This is a genomic window from Meridianimarinicoccus roseus (genome assembly GCF_003172915.1).
GTDB lineage: Bacteria > Pseudomonadota > Alphaproteobacteria > Rhodobacterales > Rhodobacteraceae > Meridianimarinicoccus > Meridianimarinicoccus roseus.
The window spans coordinates 14,699-32,959 of sequence record NZ_QGKU01000010.1; the positions used below are offsets into that span (position 1 = coordinate 14,699).

General features: G+C 64.9%; 19 protein-coding genes. 8 read left to right on the top strand and 11 right to left on the bottom strand.

Annotation, left to right across the window (positions count from 1 at the left end; genetic code table 11):
- Window positions 1-46: 46 nt before the first annotated feature.
- The 3 genes from DKT77_RS02525 to DKT77_RS02535 form a co-directional block, all read right to left on the bottom strand.
- On the bottom strand, window positions 47-547 hold the full coding sequence (locus DKT77_RS02525) for a MarR family winged helix-turn-helix transcriptional regulator (protein WP_109810176.1): 501 nt from the start codon (window positions 545-547) through the stop codon (window positions 47-49).
- An 80-nt stretch (window positions 548-627) separates the two neighbouring features.
- On the bottom strand, window positions 628-918 hold the full coding sequence (locus tag DKT77_RS02530; RefSeq protein ID WP_238547635.1) for a succinate dehydrogenase assembly factor 2: 291 nt from the start codon (window positions 916-918) through the stop codon (window positions 628-630).
- Window positions 915-1,346, bottom strand: a complete 432-nt coding sequence (locus tag DKT77_RS02535; protein WP_238547636.1) for a helix-turn-helix domain-containing protein — start codon at window positions 1,344-1,346, stop codon at window positions 915-917. The genes DKT77_RS02530 and DKT77_RS02535 overlap by 4 nt, the downstream gene beginning before the upstream one ends.
- A gap of 48 nt (window positions 1,347-1,394) precedes the next feature.
- On the opposite strand from DKT77_RS02535, the gene DKT77_RS02540 reads away from it, so the two are divergent.
- Entirely contained in the window at window positions 1,395-2,597 is a 1,203-nt protein-coding gene (locus DKT77_RS02540) for a pyridoxal phosphate-dependent aminotransferase (RefSeq protein ID WP_109810177.1), read from the top strand.
- A gap of 16 nt (window positions 2,598-2,613) precedes the next feature.
- Here DKT77_RS02540 and DKT77_RS02545 read toward each other — a convergent pair whose 3' ends face one another.
- The 3 genes from DKT77_RS02545 to DKT77_RS02555 are packed head-to-tail and all read right to left on the bottom strand — an operon-like array spanning window position 2,614 to window position 5,557.
- Complete coding sequence (locus tag DKT77_RS02545) at window positions 2,614-3,990, bottom strand: MATE family efflux transporter (RefSeq protein ID WP_109810178.1); 1,377 nt, start codon at window positions 3,988-3,990, stop codon at window positions 2,614-2,616.
- Window positions 3,991-3,998: 8 nt separating this feature from the next.
- On the bottom strand, window positions 3,999-4,760 hold the full coding sequence (locus DKT77_RS02550; protein ID WP_109810179.1) for a dimethylsulfonioproprionate lyase family protein: 762 nt from the start codon (window positions 4,758-4,760) through the stop codon (window positions 3,999-4,001).
- Between the two features lie 32 nt (window positions 4,761-4,792).
- Window positions 4,793-5,557 carry a hypothetical protein gene (locus tag DKT77_RS02555; RefSeq protein WP_109810180.1) on the bottom strand — a complete coding sequence of 255 codons (765 nt, stop codon included), beginning with the start codon at window positions 5,555-5,557 and terminating at the stop codon, window positions 4,793-4,795.
- A 149-nt stretch (window positions 5,558-5,706) separates the two neighbouring features.
- Between DKT77_RS02555 and parE the strand changes: the two genes are divergently transcribed.
- Entirely contained in the window at window positions 5,707-7,668 is a 1,962-nt protein-coding gene (gene parE, locus DKT77_RS02560) for a DNA topoisomerase IV subunit B (RefSeq protein WP_109810181.1), read from the top strand.
- Window positions 7,669-7,694: 26 nt separating this feature from the next.
- On the opposite strand, the gene DKT77_RS02565 is transcribed toward parE, so the two are convergent.
- Window positions 7,695-7,976, bottom strand: coding sequence for a hypothetical protein (locus DKT77_RS02565; protein ID WP_109810182.1), 282 nt, complete (start codon window positions 7,974-7,976; stop codon window positions 7,695-7,697).
- Between the two features lie 210 nt (window positions 7,977-8,186).
- Entirely contained in the window at window positions 8,187-8,396 is a 210-nt protein-coding gene (locus DKT77_RS02570) for a cold-shock protein (protein WP_109810183.1), read from the bottom strand.
- Between the two features lie 187 nt (window positions 8,397-8,583).
- On the opposite strand from DKT77_RS02570, the gene DKT77_RS02575 reads away from it, so the two are divergent.
- Window positions 8,584-8,910, top strand: a complete 327-nt coding sequence (locus DKT77_RS02575) for an ArsC/Spx/MgsR family protein (protein ID WP_109810207.1) — start codon at window positions 8,584-8,586, stop codon at window positions 8,908-8,910.
- A 39-nt stretch (window positions 8,911-8,949) separates the two neighbouring features.
- Here the strand turns inward: DKT77_RS02575 and thrS are convergent, their stop codons facing one another.
- Together thrS and DKT77_RS02585 are read right to left on the bottom strand one after the other, a co-directional pair.
- Window positions 8,950-10,896, bottom strand: coding sequence for a threonine--tRNA ligase (thrS, locus tag DKT77_RS02580; RefSeq protein ID WP_109810184.1), 1,947 nt, complete (start codon window positions 10,894-10,896; stop codon window positions 8,950-8,952).
- Between the two features lie 193 nt (window positions 10,897-11,089).
- Complete coding sequence (locus tag DKT77_RS02585) at window positions 11,090-11,848, bottom strand: ArsR/SmtB family transcription factor (RefSeq protein WP_109810185.1); 759 nt, start codon at window positions 11,846-11,848, stop codon at window positions 11,090-11,092.
- A gap of 127 nt (window positions 11,849-11,975) precedes the next feature.
- Between DKT77_RS02585 and DKT77_RS02590 the strand changes: the two genes are divergently transcribed.
- From DKT77_RS02590 to DKT77_RS02600, 3 genes are read left to right on the top strand one after another with little or no spacing between them, the layout of a single operon-like run.
- Window positions 11,976-12,725, top strand: a complete 750-nt coding sequence (locus tag DKT77_RS02590) for an alpha/beta fold hydrolase (RefSeq protein ID WP_109810186.1) — start codon at window positions 11,976-11,978, stop codon at window positions 12,723-12,725.
- A gap of 11 nt (window positions 12,726-12,736) precedes the next feature.
- Window positions 12,737-13,714: an alpha/beta hydrolase gene (locus DKT77_RS02595; RefSeq protein WP_238547637.1), complete on the top strand. Its 978-nt coding sequence runs from the start codon at window positions 12,737-12,739 to the stop codon at window positions 13,712-13,714.
- On the top strand, window positions 13,711-14,337 hold the full coding sequence (locus DKT77_RS02600) for a class I SAM-dependent methyltransferase (protein ID WP_238547638.1): 627 nt from the start codon (window positions 13,711-13,713) through the stop codon (window positions 14,335-14,337). Before DKT77_RS02595 ends, DKT77_RS02600 begins: the two co-directional genes overlap by 4 nt.
- Window positions 14,338-14,378: 41 nt before the next feature.
- Here DKT77_RS02600 and phaZ read toward each other — a convergent pair whose 3' ends face one another.
- Window positions 14,379-15,647 carry a polyhydroxyalkanoate depolymerase gene (phaZ, locus tag DKT77_RS02605; protein WP_109810189.1) on the bottom strand — a complete coding sequence of 423 codons (1,269 nt, stop codon included), beginning with the start codon at window positions 15,645-15,647 and terminating at the stop codon, window positions 14,379-14,381.
- 112 nt (window positions 15,648-15,759) lie between these two features.
- Here phaZ and phaC point away from each other — a divergent pair, with 112 nt between their 5' ends.
- Window positions 15,760-17,556, top strand: coding sequence for a class I poly(R)-hydroxyalkanoic acid synthase (gene phaC, locus DKT77_RS02610; RefSeq protein WP_109810190.1), 1,797 nt, complete (start codon window positions 15,760-15,762; stop codon window positions 17,554-17,556).
- A gap of 131 nt (window positions 17,557-17,687) precedes the next feature.
- Window positions 17,688-18,155: a phasin family protein gene (locus DKT77_RS02615; protein WP_238547639.1), complete on the top strand. Its 468-nt coding sequence runs from the start codon at window positions 17,688-17,690 to the stop codon at window positions 18,153-18,155.
- Window positions 18,156-18,261: the final 106 nt, after the last annotated feature.

Genomic DNA, 18,261 nt, shown 5'->3' on the forward strand with positions numbered 1-18,261 from the left:
GTGGACCGTTCTGGTCCATTCGGTACGGGCGTTCACGCCCGGCCGGTCAGTAGATGTAGCGGATCTGGTCGGTCCAGTAGCGTTCGACCCGCCGAAGCGCGGTGGTGATCTGGCCCATCCCTTCGGGGCCCATTACGCCGCGTTCTTCCAGTCCGGTGGCATGGCGCGCGAACAGCGCTTCCATGATCCGGCGGATATCGCGCCCTCGCTCTGTCAGCTTGACGCGGACGGAGCGGCGGTCGATCTGGCAGCGCTGGTGGTCCATGAAGCCCATCTCCACCAGCTTCTTTAGATTGTAGGACACGTTCGATCCCTGATAGTAGCCGCGCGTCTTCAACTCACCTGCGGTGACTTCGTTGTCGCCTATGTTGAATAGCAGCAGTGCCTGCACGGCATTGATTTCAAGGATGCCGACACGTTCGAATTCATCCTTGATGACGTCCAGCAGCAGCCTGTGAAGCCGCTCCACCAGTGCGAGCGACTCCAGGTAGCCGCCCATCAGGTCGGTTTCGTCGGTCCCATCCGACAGGTTCGGGTGTATACTCATCGACATTCTCCACGGTTACACGTGGTTGGAATGTCACGGGGTTTCCCAAAAATTGGGTTAAGTTCGCGCGGGAACTTAGATCAATTGCCCATCACTTCGGATTGGTGCGCGGCAATGCGGGTGACCAGCGCCAGATAGGTTTCGGGCGTGGGCTTCTGCCCGCTGACCCAACCGTAGAGATCATGATCGTTTTCGGACAGCATCATGTCGTACAGCGCGACCTCTTCAGGGGACATGCCAGGCAGAACGTCATCGGCGAAACGACCGAGGATCAGGTCCATTTCCTTGATCCCGCGCCGCATGGAGCGCATTTTCAGCCGCTTCAGTCGCGCCTCCGGTGCTTCGCCTTCGGGGGGCAGTTCTCGCATCATGGCGCGGGGTCCTTCAGCAGTCGGCGTAGCCGCTTTTCCAGAATGCCGACTCGGTCCGCCTCGCGCATGAGGTCCGTGCGGACCTGTCGCAATTCGGTCAGCGCACTGCGCAGGTCGTCCGACAGCGGCTCGTCCTGCGCGGGGCCTTCCAGACCTTCGCCGCGGGCCGTCAGCAGCCATGTCAGCGATACGCCCAGCAGGCCCGACAGCATCTGCAGCCGGTTCGCGCGCGGTTCGGCCAGATCTTCTTCCCATTTGTCGATGGTGGACACTTTCAGACCCATGCGGCGCGCCAGTTGTTCGCGGCTCATGCCCGCAGCCTCGCGCGCGCCGGCCAGTCTGTCGCCGAAGGTGCTGTTCTCGGCAGTGTACCAGTCGCCATCGGTTTCGGCGTCGGTGTTTTCCGTCGGAATATCTTGATCCATCATGGCTTGCACCCTAAGCATCCGCAGCATTCATGACAACCGGAGAGACCGATGAGCTTCCTGTCCGCGACCCTTGCCCGCGTCAAACCTTCCCCCACAATCGCGGTCACCACCAAGGCCCGCGAACTGAAAGCCGCCGGCAAGGATGTCATCGGCCTTGGTGCGGGGGAACCGGATTTCGACACCCCCCAGAACATCAAGGACGCTGCCGTTGCGGCCATCGCGGCGGGCAAGACAAAGTATACCGCCGTCGATGGGTTGCCCGAACTGAAGGAGGCGATCTGCGCCAAGTTCCAGCGCGACAACGGGCTGAGCTACACGCCCGCGCAGGTCACGGTGGGGACGGGGGGCAAACAGGTTCTCTACAACGCGCTGATGGCAACGCTGAACCCCGGCGACGAGGTGATCATCCCAGCGCCGTACTGGGTCAGCTACCCGGATATGGTGCTGCTCGCGAGCGGCACACCCGTGGTCGCCGAAGCGTCCAGCCAGACCGGTTACAAGCTGACGCCCGAACAGCTTGAAGCGGCGATCACGCCAAAGACCAAATGGCTGATCTTCAACTCGCCCAGCAACCCGACCGGCGCGGGGTATTCGTGGGATGAATTGAAGGCGCTGACCGACGTGCTCGTGCGTCATCCGCATGTCTGGGTGATGTCGGACGACATGTATGAACACCTTGTCTATGACGGATTCGAGTTCTGCACGCCCGCGCAGGTGGAACCGGCGCTTTACGACCGCACTTTGACAGTGAACGGGGTGTCCAAGGCCTATGCCATGACCGGCTGGCGCATCGGCTATGCCGCGGGCCCCGAACAGGTGATCGGCGCGATCCGGAAGGTGCAGTCGCAATCCACCTCGAACCCCTGTTCGATCTCGCAATGGGCGGCGGTCGAGGCTTTGAACGGCACGCAGGACTTCATTCCGGCGAACAACGCCACCTTCAAGCGCCGCCGCGACCTTGTCGTGTCGATGCTCAATGCGTGCGAGGGGATCACATGCCCGACGCCGGAAGGGGCGTTCTACGTCTACCCCCTGATCTCGGGCTGCATCGGCAAGACCAGCGCGGCCGGCGCGGCGATCACCGACGACGAGGCCTTTGCGACGGCGCTGCTGGAAGAGAAGGGAGTCGCCGTCGTGTTCGGTGCGGCCTTCGGCCTGTCGCCCTGCTTCCGCGTAAGCTATGCCACCTCGGACGAGGCGCTGAAAGAAGCGTGCACCCGCATTCAGGACTTCTGCGCCGCCCTGCACTGAGCGGCACCGCAACACCTCAGGGGCGCGCCGCCAGGTCGGCGCGCTCCAGTCCCGGCATGATGCGCCACCAGAAACGGTGGGTCATCAGCACCGCGGCGCCGGTCAGCCCCAGCGCCAGCCCAAGCCAGATGCCCACACCGTCCAGACCAAGCGGAAATCCAAGCAGAAGCGCGACGGGCGCGCCCAGTATCCAGTAGCTTACGGCGGCGTGGATCATCGGCACGCGGGTGTCCTGCACGCCGCGCAGCAGTCCCAGTGCCATCACCTGTACGCTGTCGGCCAGCTGGAACAGCGCCGCCGCCGCCAGCAGCGACACGCCGATCGCCAATATCTCCGGCAGTTGCGGCTCGTCCGGGTCAAGAAACAGCCGGATCAGCGGTTCCGGTATGGCCAGGAAGGTCGCGACCGTCAGCACGGCGACCGCCAGAGACAACCCCGAGGAGACGATCCCTCCGCGCCGCAGATGGGCGATATCCCCGCGCCCGAATGCGCGTCCCGCGCGCACGGTGGCGGCCTGGCTCAGCCCGAGGTGGATCATGAAAACCCCCGTCGCCAGTTGTAACGCAATGCCATGCGCCGCCAGTGCTTGCGTGCCGACCCAGCCCATCATCACCGACGACGCGCCGAACAGCGCGGTTTCGGCCAGCGAGGTCAGCGAGATCGGCAGCCCGATCCGCACCACGCGCCGCAGCGCACCCCAGTCGGGTTTCCAGAGCCGCACGAAGATCTCGTGCTGCGGCTCGCGCCAACGAGCATAGACCGCAAGTCCAGCCGCCGCCACGACATTCGTGCCGATAGAGGCGATGGCCGCCCCCCGCACGCCCAGTTCCGGGAACCCGAGATTGCCGAAGATCAGCACCCAGTTCACGGCAGCATTGACCACGGCCGAGGCCAGCGTCGCCCACAGCACGATCTGCGTACGCTCCAATGCGGACAGGTAGCTGCGCAGCACCATGATGGTCAGCGCGGGCAACAGGCTCCAGGCGGCGATGGCGAAGTACTGGCCCGCAAGATCGGCCACGATGCGGGTCTGCCCCAGCTTGCCGAACAGGTCCGGCACCAGCAGAAGCGGCGGAAGCGTCAGCGCGACGAAGCCCAGCGAAGCCCACAGGCCCATACGCGTGACGCGCCGCACACTGATCTCGTCGCCGGCCTCGGCCGCAGCGGCGGCCAGCGGCATGAGGCCCCAGGCAAAGCCCGACCCGAAGATGATCATCGTCATGACCAGCGAGTTGGCGACCACCAAAGCGGCAAGATCGGGCACGCCATACCAGCCGATCATCACAACATCGGTCACTTGGATCACGAACTGGCCAAGCTGGCCCCCAATCAACGGCAGGCCAAGCGTCAGCGTAGCCCGGGCATGGGCGAAATGCGACATTTGCGGGGTCATGCCCCGTGCTAATCCGCCTTTCGCGGCCCCTCAAGCGGCAAGTTCTGACCAGCCCCGCCGCCGCGCGGCCGCCCCAGAACCATCTTCTGGTCCGCAAGGTCGTCGCGCCCGCCGACCCACGCATAGAGCAGCAGCGCCGGTTCGTCGCGTGCAACCGTGATCCGGTGCATGTGCGCGGGCGGATTGAAGATGAACGAGCCGGGCGCATAGACGCCGACATGGTTCTCGGACACCGCGCCGGTCAGGCAGACATAGCTTTCCGTCAGCCCGTGATGCGCATGAGCAGGATAGACGCAGCCCGGCGCGAACAGCACCAGCCCAAGGATCACGTCCGGGCTTTCGACAGGCCCATTCGGCCCCGCGAGCTCCGCAAAGCCGTACCGCGCGGCCAGCCCGCGCGGCACGCGGTCGTATCCGTACTGCCATTGCAGCTGTTCGCGGACATGCTCGATGCAGCGCACGATGGGCGCAAGCGGCGTGCTGCGGCCCGAATCGAGCGCGCGATTCAGGTGGTCCGTCACCGGCACGCGGGCCGGAGTGGGTGCCCGGACCGCCGGATCGTCCTGCATCAGGCGGCTGATCGTTTCGCGGACCTTGCGCATGTGGGCCCGGATCTTGTCCGATCCGCCTGATGACGAATAGCGGTAAAGTTCGTAGGTTTCCTGCAGCAAGTATCGCCAGTCGGGGCGGGCGGACAGACGCGGCAACGGCTCCGGCGCGCCGGACGACACAGCGTCGCCGGGCGCGGGGCTCTGATCAAAGGCCGACATGACGTGGTCCCTTCGCTACGATGCCAGCAGGGCTACTGCGCTTCCATATAGCGCTGCATGATCCGGCCAAGTCCGCCTTGGCGCTGGCTTTTCAGCGACGAGGTGCCCGGAACGATACGAATGCCGCCGGCAAATTCGTCATAGCTTGCGAAGCCGCGATAATCGTCAAAGGCTTCGCTGTACTCCAAAAAGAAGCTCATGCCCCAGCCGCTGGGTCGATACTCCACTCCCGCGCCATAGGCTTCGCCGTCGCTGTCGGCAAGCAGACCCGCCGACAGCGCCAGAGAGTCTGACGCATAGACCGTCGCCTCGCCCTGCACGAAGAAGCCTGAGGCATCGCGCCCCGGCACCTTGGTTTCATCTGCGATCAATTGCATCCCGACCAGCCCGCGCAGGTCGAGCGAGTTTCCGATATGTTCGATCGCATAGGCGATTTCGGTGGTGGTGCTCAGGTCCTCCAGCGTGCGCAGTCGCGCGCCGAGCCCATAGCGCTGGTTGCCGACCTTGCGCGCGAACACAAGCTCGCCCCCATAGTTGGCCGGGTAGTCCCCGTTCCAGTTGTTGTTGTTGCCGAAACCAAGCTCCAGCGCCGCGCGCATCCGCCCGTCGCCCGCGCCCCAGCTCAGGCCCGCGGTCAGGCGGGCAATATCATTGTCGATCTTCTCGGTCTGGCCCGGAAGGACGATCTCGTCCCGCGCGGTATAGGCCAGTGCCGCGTCAAACTGTGTTCCCTGCGCCATAACCGGCGCTGATCCGACCGCGGCAAGTGCGGCCATGATGAATACTGCCTTGCGCATCTTGTTTTTTCCTGCCTCGCTGCCCCATCATGTTGTGGCATGACATAGGTTTCAGATCAACCTTGCGCTGCGGCAATTTCGGTCTTTGATTGCCTGTCCTGCGCCGATCAGGCTACACTCGCGGCCAACCACAAGAAAAGAGCAGCACAATGGCCAACGATCTTCTCAGCGGTGCCGCGCAGCCCGATGCCTACGACGCCTCGTCGATCGAGGTGCTTGAAGGGCTGGAGCCGGTGCGCAAGCGGCCCGGCATGTATATAGGCGGGACCGACGAACGCGCGCTGCACCATCTTGTCGCCGAAGTGCTGGACAATTCGATGGACGAGGCGGTCGCGGGGCATGCCAACCGGATCGAGGTCGAGATGCACGGCGACGGGTCGGTGACGATCCGCGACAATGGCCGCGGCATCCCGGTAGATCCGCATCCGAAATTTCCGGACAAGTCCGCGCTTGAGGTGATCCTGTGCACGCTGCATGCGGGCGGCAAATTCTCGGGCAAGTCCTACGAGACGTCAGGCGGGCTTCACGGCGTCGGCATTTCGGTGGTGAACGCGCTGTCCGACCATCTGCGGGTGGAGGTCGCGCGCAACAAGCTGCTCTACGCGCAAGAGTTTTCCCGGGGTATCCCTCAGGGTTCGGTAACCGAGGTCGGGCAGGCCCCCAACCGCCGCGGTACCTCGGTCACCTTCCACCCAGATGCCGAGATATTCGGAAAGTTACGGTTAAAACCTGCCCGGCTTTTCAAGATGGTCCGGTCCAAGGCCTATCTCTTCTCCGGGGTGGAGATCCGCTGGAAATCCGCGATCGACGATGGCGAGACACCGCCCGAGGCGCGCTTTCACTTCCCCGGCGGGCTGGCGGACTACCTGACCGAAACGCTGGGGCAGGCGGCCACCTATGCCGACCGTCCCTTCGCCGGCAAGGTATCGTTCAAGGACCGGTTCAACACGCCCGGATCGGTGGAGTGGGCGATCAACTGGACGCCCTCGCGTGACGGGTTCATCCAGTCCTACTGCAACACGGTGCCGACCCCGGAAGGTGGCACGCATGAGGCAGGGTTCTGGGCCGCCATCCTGAAGGGCATCCGCGCCTATGGCGAACTGGCAAGCAACCGCAAGGCCGCCAATATCACCCGCGAAGACCTTATGGCGGGGGGCTGCGCCCTGGTGTCCTGCTTCATCCGCGAGCCCGAATTCGTCGGCCAGACCAAGGATCGGCTGGCCACATCCGATGCCGCGCGGCTGGTCGAGGGCGCGGTGCGGGACCATTTCGACAACTGGCTTGCCGCGGACACGAAATCGGCCGGTGCGATCCTTGATTTCCTCGTGCTTCGGGCCGAGGAACGGCTCAAACGGCGGCAGGAAAAGGAAACCGCCCGCAAGTCCGCCACCAAGAAGTTGCGCTTGCCGGGCAAGCTGGTGGACTGCACGTTGTCGGCCCGCGACGGGACAGAGATCTTCATCGTGGAGGGCGACAGTGCGGGCGGCTCTGCCAAGATGGCTCGCGACCGCAAGACCCAGGCCCTGCTGCCGCTGCGCGGAAAGATACTGAACGTGCTGGGAGCGGCGTCGTCGAAAATGTCCCAGAACGCGGAAATCAGCGATCTGTGCCAGGCGCTCGGCGTCGGGATGGGGTCGAAATTCCGGCTGGACGACCTGCGCTATGACAAGATCATCATCATGACGGATGCCGACGTGGACGGCGCGCACATCGCCTCGCTGCTGATGACCTTCTTCTTTTCCCAGATGCGCCCGCTGATCGACGGCGGGCACCTGTATCTGGCCTGCCCGCCGCTCTACCGGCTGACCCAAGGGGCAAACCGCGTCTATTGCCTTGACGAGGCCGAAAGGGACGCGTGGCTTGCCAAGGGTCTGGGCGGCAAGGGCAAAATTGATGTAAGCCGTTTCAAGGGCCTTGGCGAGATGGACGCGAAGGACCTGAAGGAGACCACGATGCACCCGGCTTCGCGCAAGCTGATCCGCGTCAGTATCGACGATGACGAACCGGGCGAAACCGATGATCTTGTCGACCGCCTGATGGGTAAGCGGCCCGAAAAGCGGTTCGAGTACATCACCGACAACGCCCGTTTCGTCGAGGAACTGGACGTCTGAACCCGCGCGCCGGGCCGTGCCGCCGGTCAGGCCGGGGCGCCGACAGTCCAGCTGCGCGCGATGTCGGTCAGGTCGTCCACCTTGCCGGGATTGGCGGCTTCCCAGTCACGTAGCGCCGAGAACGCCGCGTTGGATTGGCGTGCCCGTTCCGGGGTGCCTTCGGGTGCGGGGGGTGCGGCATAGAAATGGGTCTTGACCCGTTCATAGGCCAGTGAACAGCGCATGGCCTCGTCACCCGGTACCGGGGCCTGTTCCGCGGCCATTGCACAGGCGTAATAGAGGATAAGGTCGGTCATGAAACGTGTCATTGCGGCCTCCGTCGCAGGTTGGCGGAGGGACCGGCCGTCGGGGGACGTTGCATCACGTGCAAACCGATCCCCCCGCCCTGACCTTAGCGGGAAGCTCTAATGATGGCGCACCAAGAATGCTGCATTGCAGCATGACTGCGCCGTTTTGCCGATGTTTCGGGCAGTCTTTGGGGAAGTGCGCAGTGATCGGGCGATTGCTGCGCGGCAGCGCTAGTCGATCAGCTTCAGCTCAGACGCGGACTCCCGTCCATCGCGGCCTTCGCGCATCTCGAACGAAACTTTCTGATTGTCCGCAAGGCCGGTCAGGCCCGCGCGTTCGACAGCCGATATATGCACAAACACGTCCTTGCCGCCGGTGTCCGGTGCAATGAAACCATAACCTTTCGTGGTATTGAACCACTTCACGGTGCCTGTGGGCATCGCGTTTCTCCCTCTTGGTGCCCGCGTCGGGGCCGTCCTTACCATTCCGGCGCGCCGCGGCTTGGAAGCAGGGCCCGTGCCGCAAGCGCACCCCTTCTAAACAAGTTGGATCAGCCCTAAAAACAAGTCTTGAGCAAAGAAAATACCCGCACGGCGGGCGATTCAGGGGAAAGATGCAATGTCGATGATCACGGTTTACGGGATCCGCACCTGTGACACCTGCCGCAAGGCGGTGAAGGCGCTGGAGGCGGCCGGGTATAGCGCGGTTCTGCATGACGTGCGGGTCGACCCGGTCGGCACGGATCGTTTGATGGTCTGGATCGATGCGTTCGGCGATGATCTTGTGAACCGGCGTTCCACCACCTGGCGCGGACTGGACGACGCGGCGCGCGCGATGCCCACAGCGGCGCTGCTGGCTGCGCACCCCTCGGTCATGAAGCGTCCCGTGATCGACACCGGCGCGGCGCTGCATCTTGGCTGGGCCAAGCCGGTGCAGGCCGCGCTGGCAATATGAGCAGCGGGGGCGGCGCGGTCGGGCGCCGCCCCAAGCAGGTCAGACGAGATCCGGCGCGCGCGCGGCGATGCCAAGCTCGTTCACGATCGCATCCAGCGTTTCGGTGCTGGTGGCCTTCTCGCCCAGTCGGCGCACGGTGACGCTGCGCGTGTCCACCTCGCGCGCGCCGCAGGCGAGGATCACCGGCACCTTGGCGACCGAATGCTCCCGGACCTTGAAGTTGATCTTCTCGTTGCGCAGGTCCGCTTCGGCGCGCAGCCCCGCGCCCTGAAGGGCGTTCACGACTTCGCGGACGTAGTTATCCGCCTCCGAGGTGATGGAAGCGACGACCACCTGCCGCGGTGCGATCCAGAACGGCATCCGCCCGGCGTAGTTCTCGATCAGGATGCCGATGAACCGCTCGAAACTGCCCAACACGGCGCGGTGCAGCATCACGGGGCGGTGTTTCTCGCCATCGGTGCCGATGTAGTTGGCGTTCAGCCGTTCGGGCAGGTTGAAATCGGCCTGGAATGTGCCGCACTGCCATTCGCGGCCGATCGCATCGGTCAGCTTGAAGTCCAGCTTTGGGCCGTAGAACGCGCCTTCTCCGGGATCGACTTCATAATCATTTCTGATACTTAGAATGGCTTTCTCAAGTGCCTGTTCGGCCTTGTCCCAGACCTCGTCAGACCCGACGCGCACCTCGGGACGGGTGGACAGCTTGATGTCGAAGGATCCGAAGCCGGTGTCGGTATACACGCGGGACAGCAGGTCGATGAACTTGGCGCATTCCGCCTCGATCTGGTCCTCGGTGCAGAAGATATGCGCGTCGTCCTGGGTAAAGTTGCGCACACGCATCAGGCCGTGCAGTGCGCCGTGCGCCTCGTAGCGGTGGCACGACCCGAATTCCGCCAGTCGCAGCGGCAGGTCGCGGTAGGACTTGATGCCCTGGTTGAACACCTGCACGTGGCAGGGGCAGTTCATCGGTTTGAGGGCATTGACGCGCTTCTCGTTGGCGTGTTCTTCGTCGATCTCCGTGATGTACATGTTTTCACGGTATTTGTCCCAGTGCCCCGAGGCTTCCCACAGCTTGCGGTCCACCACCTGCGGAGTGCGGATCTCGCGATAGCCGTCGCGGGTCAACTGGCGGCGCATGTAATCCTCGAGCTCGCGGTAGATCGTCCAGCCGTCGGGATGCCAGAACACCATGCCCGGCGCTTCGTCCTGGAAGTGGAACAGATCCATCTCACGACCCAAGCGGCGATGATCGCGCTTTTCGGCTTCTTCAAGGAAATTCAGATACTTCTTCAGCTCATCGCGGTTCTGGAACGCGACGCCGTAGATGCGCTGAAGCATCGGGCGGGTGCTGTCGCCGCGCCAGTAGGCACCGGCCACCGACATCAGCTTGAACGCGTCGGCGGGCACCTGTCCGGTGTGCTGCAGATGCGGGCCGCGGCACAGGTCCTGCCAGTCGCCGTGCCAGTACATCCGCAGCGGTTCATCGCCGGGAATGGAGTCGATCAGTTCGACCTTGTAGGGCTCTCCGAGCGCCTTGTAGTGGGCGATGGCGCGGGGGCGATCCCAGACCTCGGTGCGCACGGGATCGCGCGCCGCGATGATCTCTTTCATTTTTTTCTCAATGAGACCAAGGTCTTCCGGGCTGAATGGATCGGCACGGTCGAAGTCGTAGTACCAGCCGTTCTTGATGACCGGGCCGATGGTGACCTTGACGTCCGGCCAGATGTCCTGGACCGCGCGCGCCATGATGTGCGCAAGGTCGTGCCGGATCAATTCCAGCGCCTGCACGTCATCCTTCAGAGTGTGGATCGCGATTTCGGCATCGGCGGTGATGGGCCACTGAAGATCCCAATGCGCGCCGTTCACCGTGGCGGAAATAGCCTTTTTTGACAGTGACTTGGAGATATCTTCGGCGACAGCGGCGGCGGTCACGCCAGCCGGGAACACGCGGTTCGAGCCATCGGGAAGGGTGAGGGTGACGTCTGCCATCTGGTGGCCTCCTCGTCGGTTTGGCGCCTACAAAACGCCCGGTTGCGGGTTGGGTTCGGCGCGGTTGTGCGCGCCGGGCCGGGGCATGTCAAGCCGCGCCGGAGCGTGATCCGGCGGTGTATGAATTCCATATGACCGTCATATGAATCGCATAGGACTCCGCTCACGCTTCGGCCGTAGGTCGGCGCGGGGGTCAGGCGGCGCTGACCGCTGCGCCGAAACGGGCCGGTGTGCCGGTCTCCAGCCATGTCTTGAGCCCCGACGCCCACCGCGCCCAGCCTTCGCCGACGCCGTCGGCCCCGTATTGCAACCCATAGTGCTGGATCGTGAGGCGGCAATGATCGCCTTCCGGCGCGATGAGATAGACTACGGTGGAGGTCACCGCCGCGGCGTCCCATTTCGGTTCGAAGGTGGTCACGAGCCGGGTCATCGGCGTCGCCTCGGTCACGCGGCAGACCAGCATCTCGGCCCCGTCTGGGGTGTAGCTGACCATCGCATCGCCGCGCATTTCGGCATGGCTGGCCATGAAATGGAACTGGCGGACCGCGTCGGGGTCGGACAGGGCCTGCCACAGCGCGTCCTGCGTGCAGCGGATGAAGGTGGTCATCACGAAATCGGGCTTGGTGGGCGTGTCCATGGCGGAAGCTCCTTCGAGGCGGGATTTTAGGTCGAGCGCCGCGCGGGCGGCGGGTTTGACAAGAAGCGGGTCGATCCAGCGGTCGATGACCTGCTGAAGCGGGACGGCGTTGAGGTAGTGATACTTGAACCGCCCGGCCTTGTGGGTCGTGACGAGGCCGGCGCCTTCCAGCACGCGCAGGTGTTTCATCACCCCGAAGCGCGACATCTCGAACCGGGTTTCGAGGTCGGTCAGGGTCTGCCCGTCCCGGTCGCGCAAGGCATCGAGTAGCGCGCGGCGGGCGGGATCGGCGAGGGCTTTGAAGATGCGGTCCATGCAGATCCTATACGTGATTCGATAGTCACGTGACAATAGGGTAACTTAAATGACTGATTGGGGGCTTGCCGCGGGTCCGCGCCGGGGCGAAGCTGCCTGCAACCCGACCGACAGCAGGAGAGCGCCCATGCCGCCCACGGACAGTCCCGAGTATCTCGACACGCCCGAAGGCCGCAGGCTGGCCTATCACCGGACGGTCGGAACGGGGCCGGGTGTGGTCTTCCTGGGCGGCTTCGCATCGGACATGACCGGCACCAAGGCGCAGCATCTTCAGGCCTGGGCGGCGGCGGAGGGGCGCGGCTTCCTGCGGTTCGATTACAGCGGGCACGGGGCGTCCTCGGGGCGTTTCGAGGATGGGTGCATCGGTGACTGGGCGGCGGATGCGCGGGCGGCGATCACGGCGCTGACGGATGGGCCGCAGGTGCTTGTCGGCTCCAGCATGGGGGGCTGGATCAGCCTGCTCATCGCGCGCGACATGCCGCAGCGCCTGGCCGGGCTGGTCACCATCGCCGCGGCGCCGGATTTCACCGACGGGATGTGGGACGGGTTCACCGACGAACAGCGCGCCGAGGTGCGCGCGGCGGGGCAGGTGGCGTTGCCGTCCGATTACGGCGCCCCGCTGCCCGTGACGCTGCGGATGATCGAAGAGGGGCGCGCCAACCGTGTTCTGGACCGGCCGCTGCCGCTGCCCTTTCCGGTTCGCTTCCTGCAGGGCACGGCCGACGTGGAGGTAAGCGTGGACACGGCGCTGCGCCTGCTGTCCCATGCAGATGGACCGGACCTGCGGTTGACGCTGGTCAAGGGGGCGGAGCACCGGTTTTCCGCTCCGGAGTGCCTGGCGCTGGTCGAGGCCGCTATCGGGGAGGTGACGGGCTGATGGAGACAGTGATGGCGATCTTGCGCTGGGTGATCGGCATCGGGGTCGCGGCATGGTTGGCGACACTGGTGCTGGACCTTATCGGGCCAACGGTGGCTGCCGATCTGACGGTACGACCGGTCGAGGTGCCGCAGGCCGATGGGCTTGAGGACTGGCTGGCCGAGGCGGAGGCCGGGGTGCCGGACCTGCGCCCGGAGGCGGCCAAGCAGATCGTCTGGGCGGGCGCGCCGGGCACCCGCAGCGACTGGGTGGTTGTGAACCTGCACGGCTTCTCGGCCAGCCGGGAGGAGCTGCGTCCGCTGCCTGACCTTGTGGCGGAGCGGCTTGGCGCCAACCTGTTCCTGACGCGCCTCGCCGGGCATGGCCGGGACGGCGCGGCAATGGCCGAGCCGCAGGTCGCCGACTGGGTGGACGACCTGGCCGAGGCGGTGGCGGTGGGTCGCGCGCTGGGGGACCGGGTACTGCTGCTGGGCAGTTCGACCGGGGGCACGCTGGCGGTGCTGGCCGCCGCCGACCCGGAGCTTTCGGAGGCGCTGGCCGGGGTGGTGCTGCTCTCGCCCAACCTGCGGGTGGCGGGCTGGGGCGGGCGGCTGATCGAATGGCCCGGCGCCGCCGCCTGGGGGCCGCTGCTGATTGGCACTGAGCGGTCGTTCGAGCCGCGCAGCGCGGGCCATGCCGAGCATTGGACGACGCGCTATCCGACACGCGCCGTCGCTGTACTGGGTGCGTTGACCCATGCGGTGCGCGGGCTGGACATGGGCGCGATCACGGTGCCCGCGCTGGTCGCGGTGTCGGGCCGGGACGAGGTGATCGACGGGCGCGCGGCCGTGCGCGCCGCTGCCGAATGGGGTGCGCGGTCGGAGCTGGTGCCGGTGACGCTTGCGGTGGGCGACGATCCGTCGGGGCACGTGCTGGCGGGCGACATCCTGAGCCCGGCCACCACCGCGCCGCTGGTGGAACGTATCGTCGGCTGGGTGCGCGGCCTGTGAGCCCGGGCGCGGCCGGGCTGGCCGCGCTGCGGGACGCGATCCCGGCGGTCTACCAGCGGCAGGCCGCGGTGTGGGACGCCCAACGCCCGCGCGGGCTGCACGAGCGGGCGTGGCTGGAGCGGGCCGTGGCGGGGCTGGCACCGGGTGCGCCGGTGCTGGACCTGGGCTGCGGCGCGGGAGATCCGATCGCGGGCTGGCTGATCGGGCAGGGCTTCGCCGTGACCGGGCTTGACGTGGCCCCGGCGATGCTGGCGCTGGCACGGGCGCGGTTCCCGCAGGCCTGCTGGCTGGAGGGCGACATGCGCGGCGCGCTGCCCGACGGACCGTTCGGTGCGATCCTTGGCTGGGACAGTGTGTTCCACCTTGTCCCCGCGGACCAGCGGGCGCTGATCCCGCGGCTGGTGGCGCGGCTCGCGCCCGGCGGGCGGCTTCTGGTCAGCGTGGGTCCGCGTGCGGGCGAAGAGTTGGGCAGGGTCGGCGGCGAGCCGGTCTACCATGCCAGCCTCGATCCCGATGACTACCGCGCGCTGTGCCGCGCCGCGGGCTGTGCGCAGGTCCGACTGGTCACCGAGGATCCGGACTGCGATTTCCGGTCGCTGCTGCTGGCGCGCCGCGCCGGGTGATCCGCGCCGAACGGCGCGGAACGCCGAAGTGCGCGGCGGGGTCAGACGCTGCGCAGGCCCTGAGCGGCTTCGGGCGCGGGGCGGCTGTTCGCGTCGATGAATTCCAGCACCAGCGGGCGGATATTGTTGCGCCAGCTTTTCCCGGCGAAGATGCCGTAATGCCCTGCGCCCGGTTCCAGGTGCGCGGCTTTCTTGCTTTCGGGCAGGCCGGTCAGAAGGTCGAGCGCGGCGAGGCACTGGCCCGGCGCGCTGATATCGTCTTTCTCGCCTTCGACGATCTTGACGGCGATGTCGGTGATCTTGCCGATATCGACGCGGTGCCCGTCAACGACGAATTCGTTGCGGGCGATTTCAAGGTTCTTGAAGATCCGCTCCACCGTCGAAAGATAGAATTCCGCCGTCATGTCCATCACGGCGAGGTATTCGTCGTAGAACTTGTTGTGGTGGTCGTGGTCGGACGCCTCGCCCTTGGCGACGCGCACGATCTGATTGAAGAACGCCTCACCGTGGCGGTCGGCGTTCATCGACATGAAGGAAGACAGTTGCAGCAGGCCCGGGTAGACCAGCCGCCCCGCGCCGATATGGTTGAAGCCGACGCGCTGCACGGCGAGTTCCTCGAGCTGGCCCATCGTGATACGGCGCCCGAAATCCGTCACATCGGTCGCGGCGGCGTCCGGGTCGATCGGTCCGCCGATCAGCGTGAGCGAGGCGGGCTGCCCATCCGGGTTGCGTTCGGCGAGGTAGGCGGCCGCGGCCAGCGTCAGCGGGGCGGGCTGGCACACGGCGATCACATGCAGATCGTTGCCCAGCTCTTCCATGAAGTCGGCCAGGTAGAGCGTGTAATCCTCGATGTCGAACTTGCCGATGCTGACGGGGATGTCGCGGGCGTTGTGCCAGTCTGTGATGTAGACATCGCAGTCGGGCAGCAGGCTGAGCACGGTGGAGCGCAGCAGGGTGGCGTAATGCCCCGACATGGGCGCGACGAGCATCACCTTGCGGCGCATCGGGTTGCGGCCCTGCACTTCGAATTTCAGCAGATCGCCGAACGGGCGTGCGATCACCGGACGGGTGGTTACCGTGTGGTCGCGCCCGTCTTCGCCGACGACGCAGGTGATGTTCCAGTCCGGCTTGGCGACCATCCGCGCGAAGCTGCGTTCCATCACCTCGCCCCAGGCGGCAATCATCTTGAAGGCTGGGGTGGGCGCGAGGCCCATTGCCGGGTAGGACCCGAAGGCCCGCGCAGTGGCGCCGAGCCACTGGTTCGTGTTGCGGACCGTTTCCATAAGGTCGTAGGTCGCCATGTAGCGCATATTCGTCTCCTGGGCCGGGGCCGCGCGGCCCCCCGTAACAATTCGTCGCTTTGGCCCCCCTCCGCTACGACGTTACAAGCATCGTGCATGAACCTACGGGGGAAAACGGGCCATGACAACTGACGAAAAGGAAGCAGGCGCCGAGCTGGAACGCCTGAACGAGAACATTTCGCGCATGGAGGAACTGTCCCAGAGGCTCGTGGCTGCAATGGCGAACAAGCGCCAGGTCGACCCGTCCCTGCAGGGACCGAGTCAGGATGTTTTCCGCAAGGCGGCAACCGCCTACTGGACCGAATGGATGAACAACCCGGCCAAGCTGATCGAGCATCAGGCCGGCTACTGGGGCAAGATGCTTCAGCACTACGTGGACGTGCAGCGCACGCTGAGCAGTGGAAAGCTGATCGCGCCGCCCGACGACACGCCGGGCGACAAGCGCTTCGCCAACCCGCTGTGGAGCACGCATCCGTTCTTCAACTTCATCAAGCAGAACTACATGCGCACCACGCAGGCGATCGACGACGCGGTCGCGGCGCTGGAGGATCTGGACGACCGCGACCGCCAGAAGGTCAGCTATTTCACACACCAGATCATGGATATGTTCGCGCCGACGAACTTCCTTGCGACCAATCCCGACGCGCTGGAGCGCGCGGTTGCGACGCAGGGCCAGTCGCTTGTGGACGGGCTGGAAAACCTCGTGCGCGACATCGAAAGCCATGATGGCGACCTGATCGTGACGCTGTCGGATCCAAAGGCGTTCCAGGTGGGCGAGAATCTGGCGACCACGCCGGGCAAGGTCGTATTCCGCAACCGGATGTTCGAGCTGATCCAGTACACGCCGACGACCGAGACGGTGCACACGACGCCGCTGCTGATCTTCCCGCCCTGGATAAACAAGTTCTACATTCTCGATCTGAAGGAGAAGAACAGCCTGATCAAGTGGATCGTCGATCAGGGCTTCACGCTGTTCGTGGTGTCCTGGGTCAACCCGGACGAAAGCTATGCCGACGTGAGCATGGACGACTACGTGCAGGACGGCTACCTGACCGCGATTGAGCAGGTGAAGCAGCTGACCGGCGAAAAGCAGATCAACGCGGTCGGCTATTGCATCGCGGGCACCACACTGAGCCTGACACTGGCGCTGATGGCCAAGCGCGGGGACACGTCGATCAAGTCGGCGACATTCTTCACGACGCTGACAGATTTCTCGGACCCCGGCGAAGTCGGCGTGTTTCTGGACGACAGTTTCGTCGACGGGATCGAGCGGGAATGCGCGCAGACCGGCATACTCGATTCCTTTTTCATGTCGCGGACCTTCTCGTTCCTGCGAAGCAACGACCTGATCTACGGGCCGGCGGTGAAAAGCTACATGATGGGCGAGGCGCCGCCCGCCTTCGACCTGCTGCACTGGAACGGCGACGGCACGAACCTGCCCGGCAAGATGGCGGTGCAGTACCTTCGCGGGCTCTGCCAGTCCGACCGCTTCGCCACCACGGGTTTCACGATCTGCGGCGAAACCGTCACGTCCGCCGACGTCAAGACGACGCTCTGCGCCATCGCCTGCGAGACGGACCACATCGCGCCGTGGAAGCCGTCCTATCGTGGCATCCAGAAGTTCGGCAGCCGGTCCAAGACCTTCATCCTGTCCGAGTCGGGCCACATCGCGGGTATCGTCAATCCGCCCAGCAAGAAGAAATACGGCCACTACACCAATACTGACCTGAAGCTGTCGCCAGATGATTGGCGCGCGGGGGCAGAGTTCCATGAAGGGTCATGGTGGCCGCGCTGGGGCGAATGGCTGGCCAAGAAGTCCGGCAAGCAGGTTCCGGCGCGCATGCCCGGCGACGCCGAACACCCCGCGCTGACCGATGCGCCGGGCACCTACGTGGTGGCGCGCAAGAAGGCGTCGTGACGTAAGGACAAACAAAAATGCTGCGGCGCAGAAAAAGGACTTGAAATGCTGCGCTGCGGCAGGCATATGTTCCTCAGCACCAACAAAGGCGGTCACACGGATTTCCGCCTACCATGCTAAGGAGAAAACCAATGGCTGCGACCAAAACCAACGACATGACCAAGATGATGCAGGAAATGATGGGTGCATTCCCCGTCGACACCAAGGCGATGCAGGACGCGTTCAAGACGTCGGCGACGCTGAACGAAAAAATGTCCAAAGTGGCTCTGGAAGCCGCCGAAAAGTCGAGCGAGATCTCGGCCAAGTGGACCAAGGACACCCTGGCGAAGATGGCCGCTGTCGCAACCGTCAAGGACGAGCCGGCGGACTACGGCAAGGCGATGACCGACTTCGCGTCGGCCCAAGCTGAAATGACCTCGGAAGCGATGGCAGCATTCGCTGAAGTCGCCAAGAAGGTGCAGATGGAAACCGTCGAACTGATGCTCGCCGCCGGCAAGGACATCAGCGAAGACGCGACCGCCGCCGTCAAGAAGGCGACGACCGACATGACCGCTGCTGCCAAGAAGGCAACCGCGACGGCGACCGCCGCCGCCAAGTGATCGGCCGGCGCCGACACGGCGCACAGGCTGAATTTCAAGTCCGCAGGCGACCCTCCCTCGCTGCGCGGACTGGGAAGAGCGGGCTCAATGCCCGCTCTTTTCTTTT

Excerpts from the sequence above, each read along its gene's own strand:
- DKT77_RS02525 (WP_109810176.1), bottom strand. The coding sequence starts at position 547 with ATGAGTATACACCCGAACCTGTCGGATGGGACCGACGAAACCGACCTG.
- DKT77_RS02530 (WP_238547635.1), bottom strand. The coding sequence starts at position 918 with ATGATGCGAGAACTGCCCCCCGAAGGCGAAGCACCGGAGGCGCGACTG.
- DKT77_RS02535 (WP_238547636.1), bottom strand. The coding sequence starts at position 1,346 with ATGATGGATCAAGATATTCCGACGGAAAACACCGACGCCGAAACCGAT.
- DKT77_RS02540 (WP_109810177.1), top strand. The coding sequence starts at position 1,395 with ATGAGCTTCCTGTCCGCGACCCTTGCCCGCGTCAAACCTTCCCCCACA.
- DKT77_RS02545 (WP_109810178.1), bottom strand. The coding sequence starts at position 3,990 with ATGACCCCGCAAATGTCGCATTTCGCCCATGCCCGGGCTACGCTGACG.
- DKT77_RS02550 (WP_109810179.1), bottom strand. The coding sequence starts at position 4,760 with ATGTCGGCCTTTGATCAGAGCCCCGCGCCCGGCGACGCTGTGTCGTCC.
- DKT77_RS02555 (WP_109810180.1), bottom strand. The coding sequence starts at position 5,557 with ATGCGCAAGGCAGTATTCATCATGGCCGCACTTGCCGCGGTCGGATCA.
- parE (WP_109810181.1), top strand. The coding sequence starts at position 5,707 with ATGGCCAACGATCTTCTCAGCGGTGCCGCGCAGCCCGATGCCTACGAC.
- DKT77_RS02565 (WP_109810182.1), bottom strand. The coding sequence starts at position 7,976 with ATGACACGTTTCATGACCGACCTTATCCTCTATTACGCCTGTGCAATG.
- DKT77_RS02570 (WP_109810183.1), bottom strand. The coding sequence starts at position 8,396 with ATGCCCACAGGCACCGTGAAGTGGTTCAATACCACGAAAGGTTATGGT.
- thrS (WP_109810184.1), bottom strand. The coding sequence starts at position 10,896 with ATGGCAGACGTCACCCTCACCCTTCCCGATGGCTCGAACCGCGTGTTC.
- DKT77_RS02585 (WP_109810185.1), bottom strand. The coding sequence starts at position 11,848 with ATGGACCGCATCTTCAAAGCCCTCGCCGATCCCGCCCGCCGCGCGCTA.
- DKT77_RS02590 (WP_109810186.1), top strand. The coding sequence starts at position 11,976 with ATGCCGCCCACGGACAGTCCCGAGTATCTCGACACGCCCGAAGGCCGC.
- DKT77_RS02595 (WP_238547637.1), top strand. The coding sequence starts at position 12,737 with ATGGCGATCTTGCGCTGGGTGATCGGCATCGGGGTCGCGGCATGGTTG.
- phaZ (WP_109810189.1), bottom strand. The coding sequence starts at position 15,647 with ATGCGCTACATGGCGACCTACGACCTTATGGAAACGGTCCGCAACACG.
- phaC (WP_109810190.1), top strand. The coding sequence starts at position 15,760 with ATGACAACTGACGAAAAGGAAGCAGGCGCCGAGCTGGAACGCCTGAAC.
- DKT77_RS02615 (WP_238547639.1), top strand. The coding sequence starts at position 17,688 with ATGGCTGCGACCAAAACCAACGACATGACCAAGATGATGCAGGAAATG.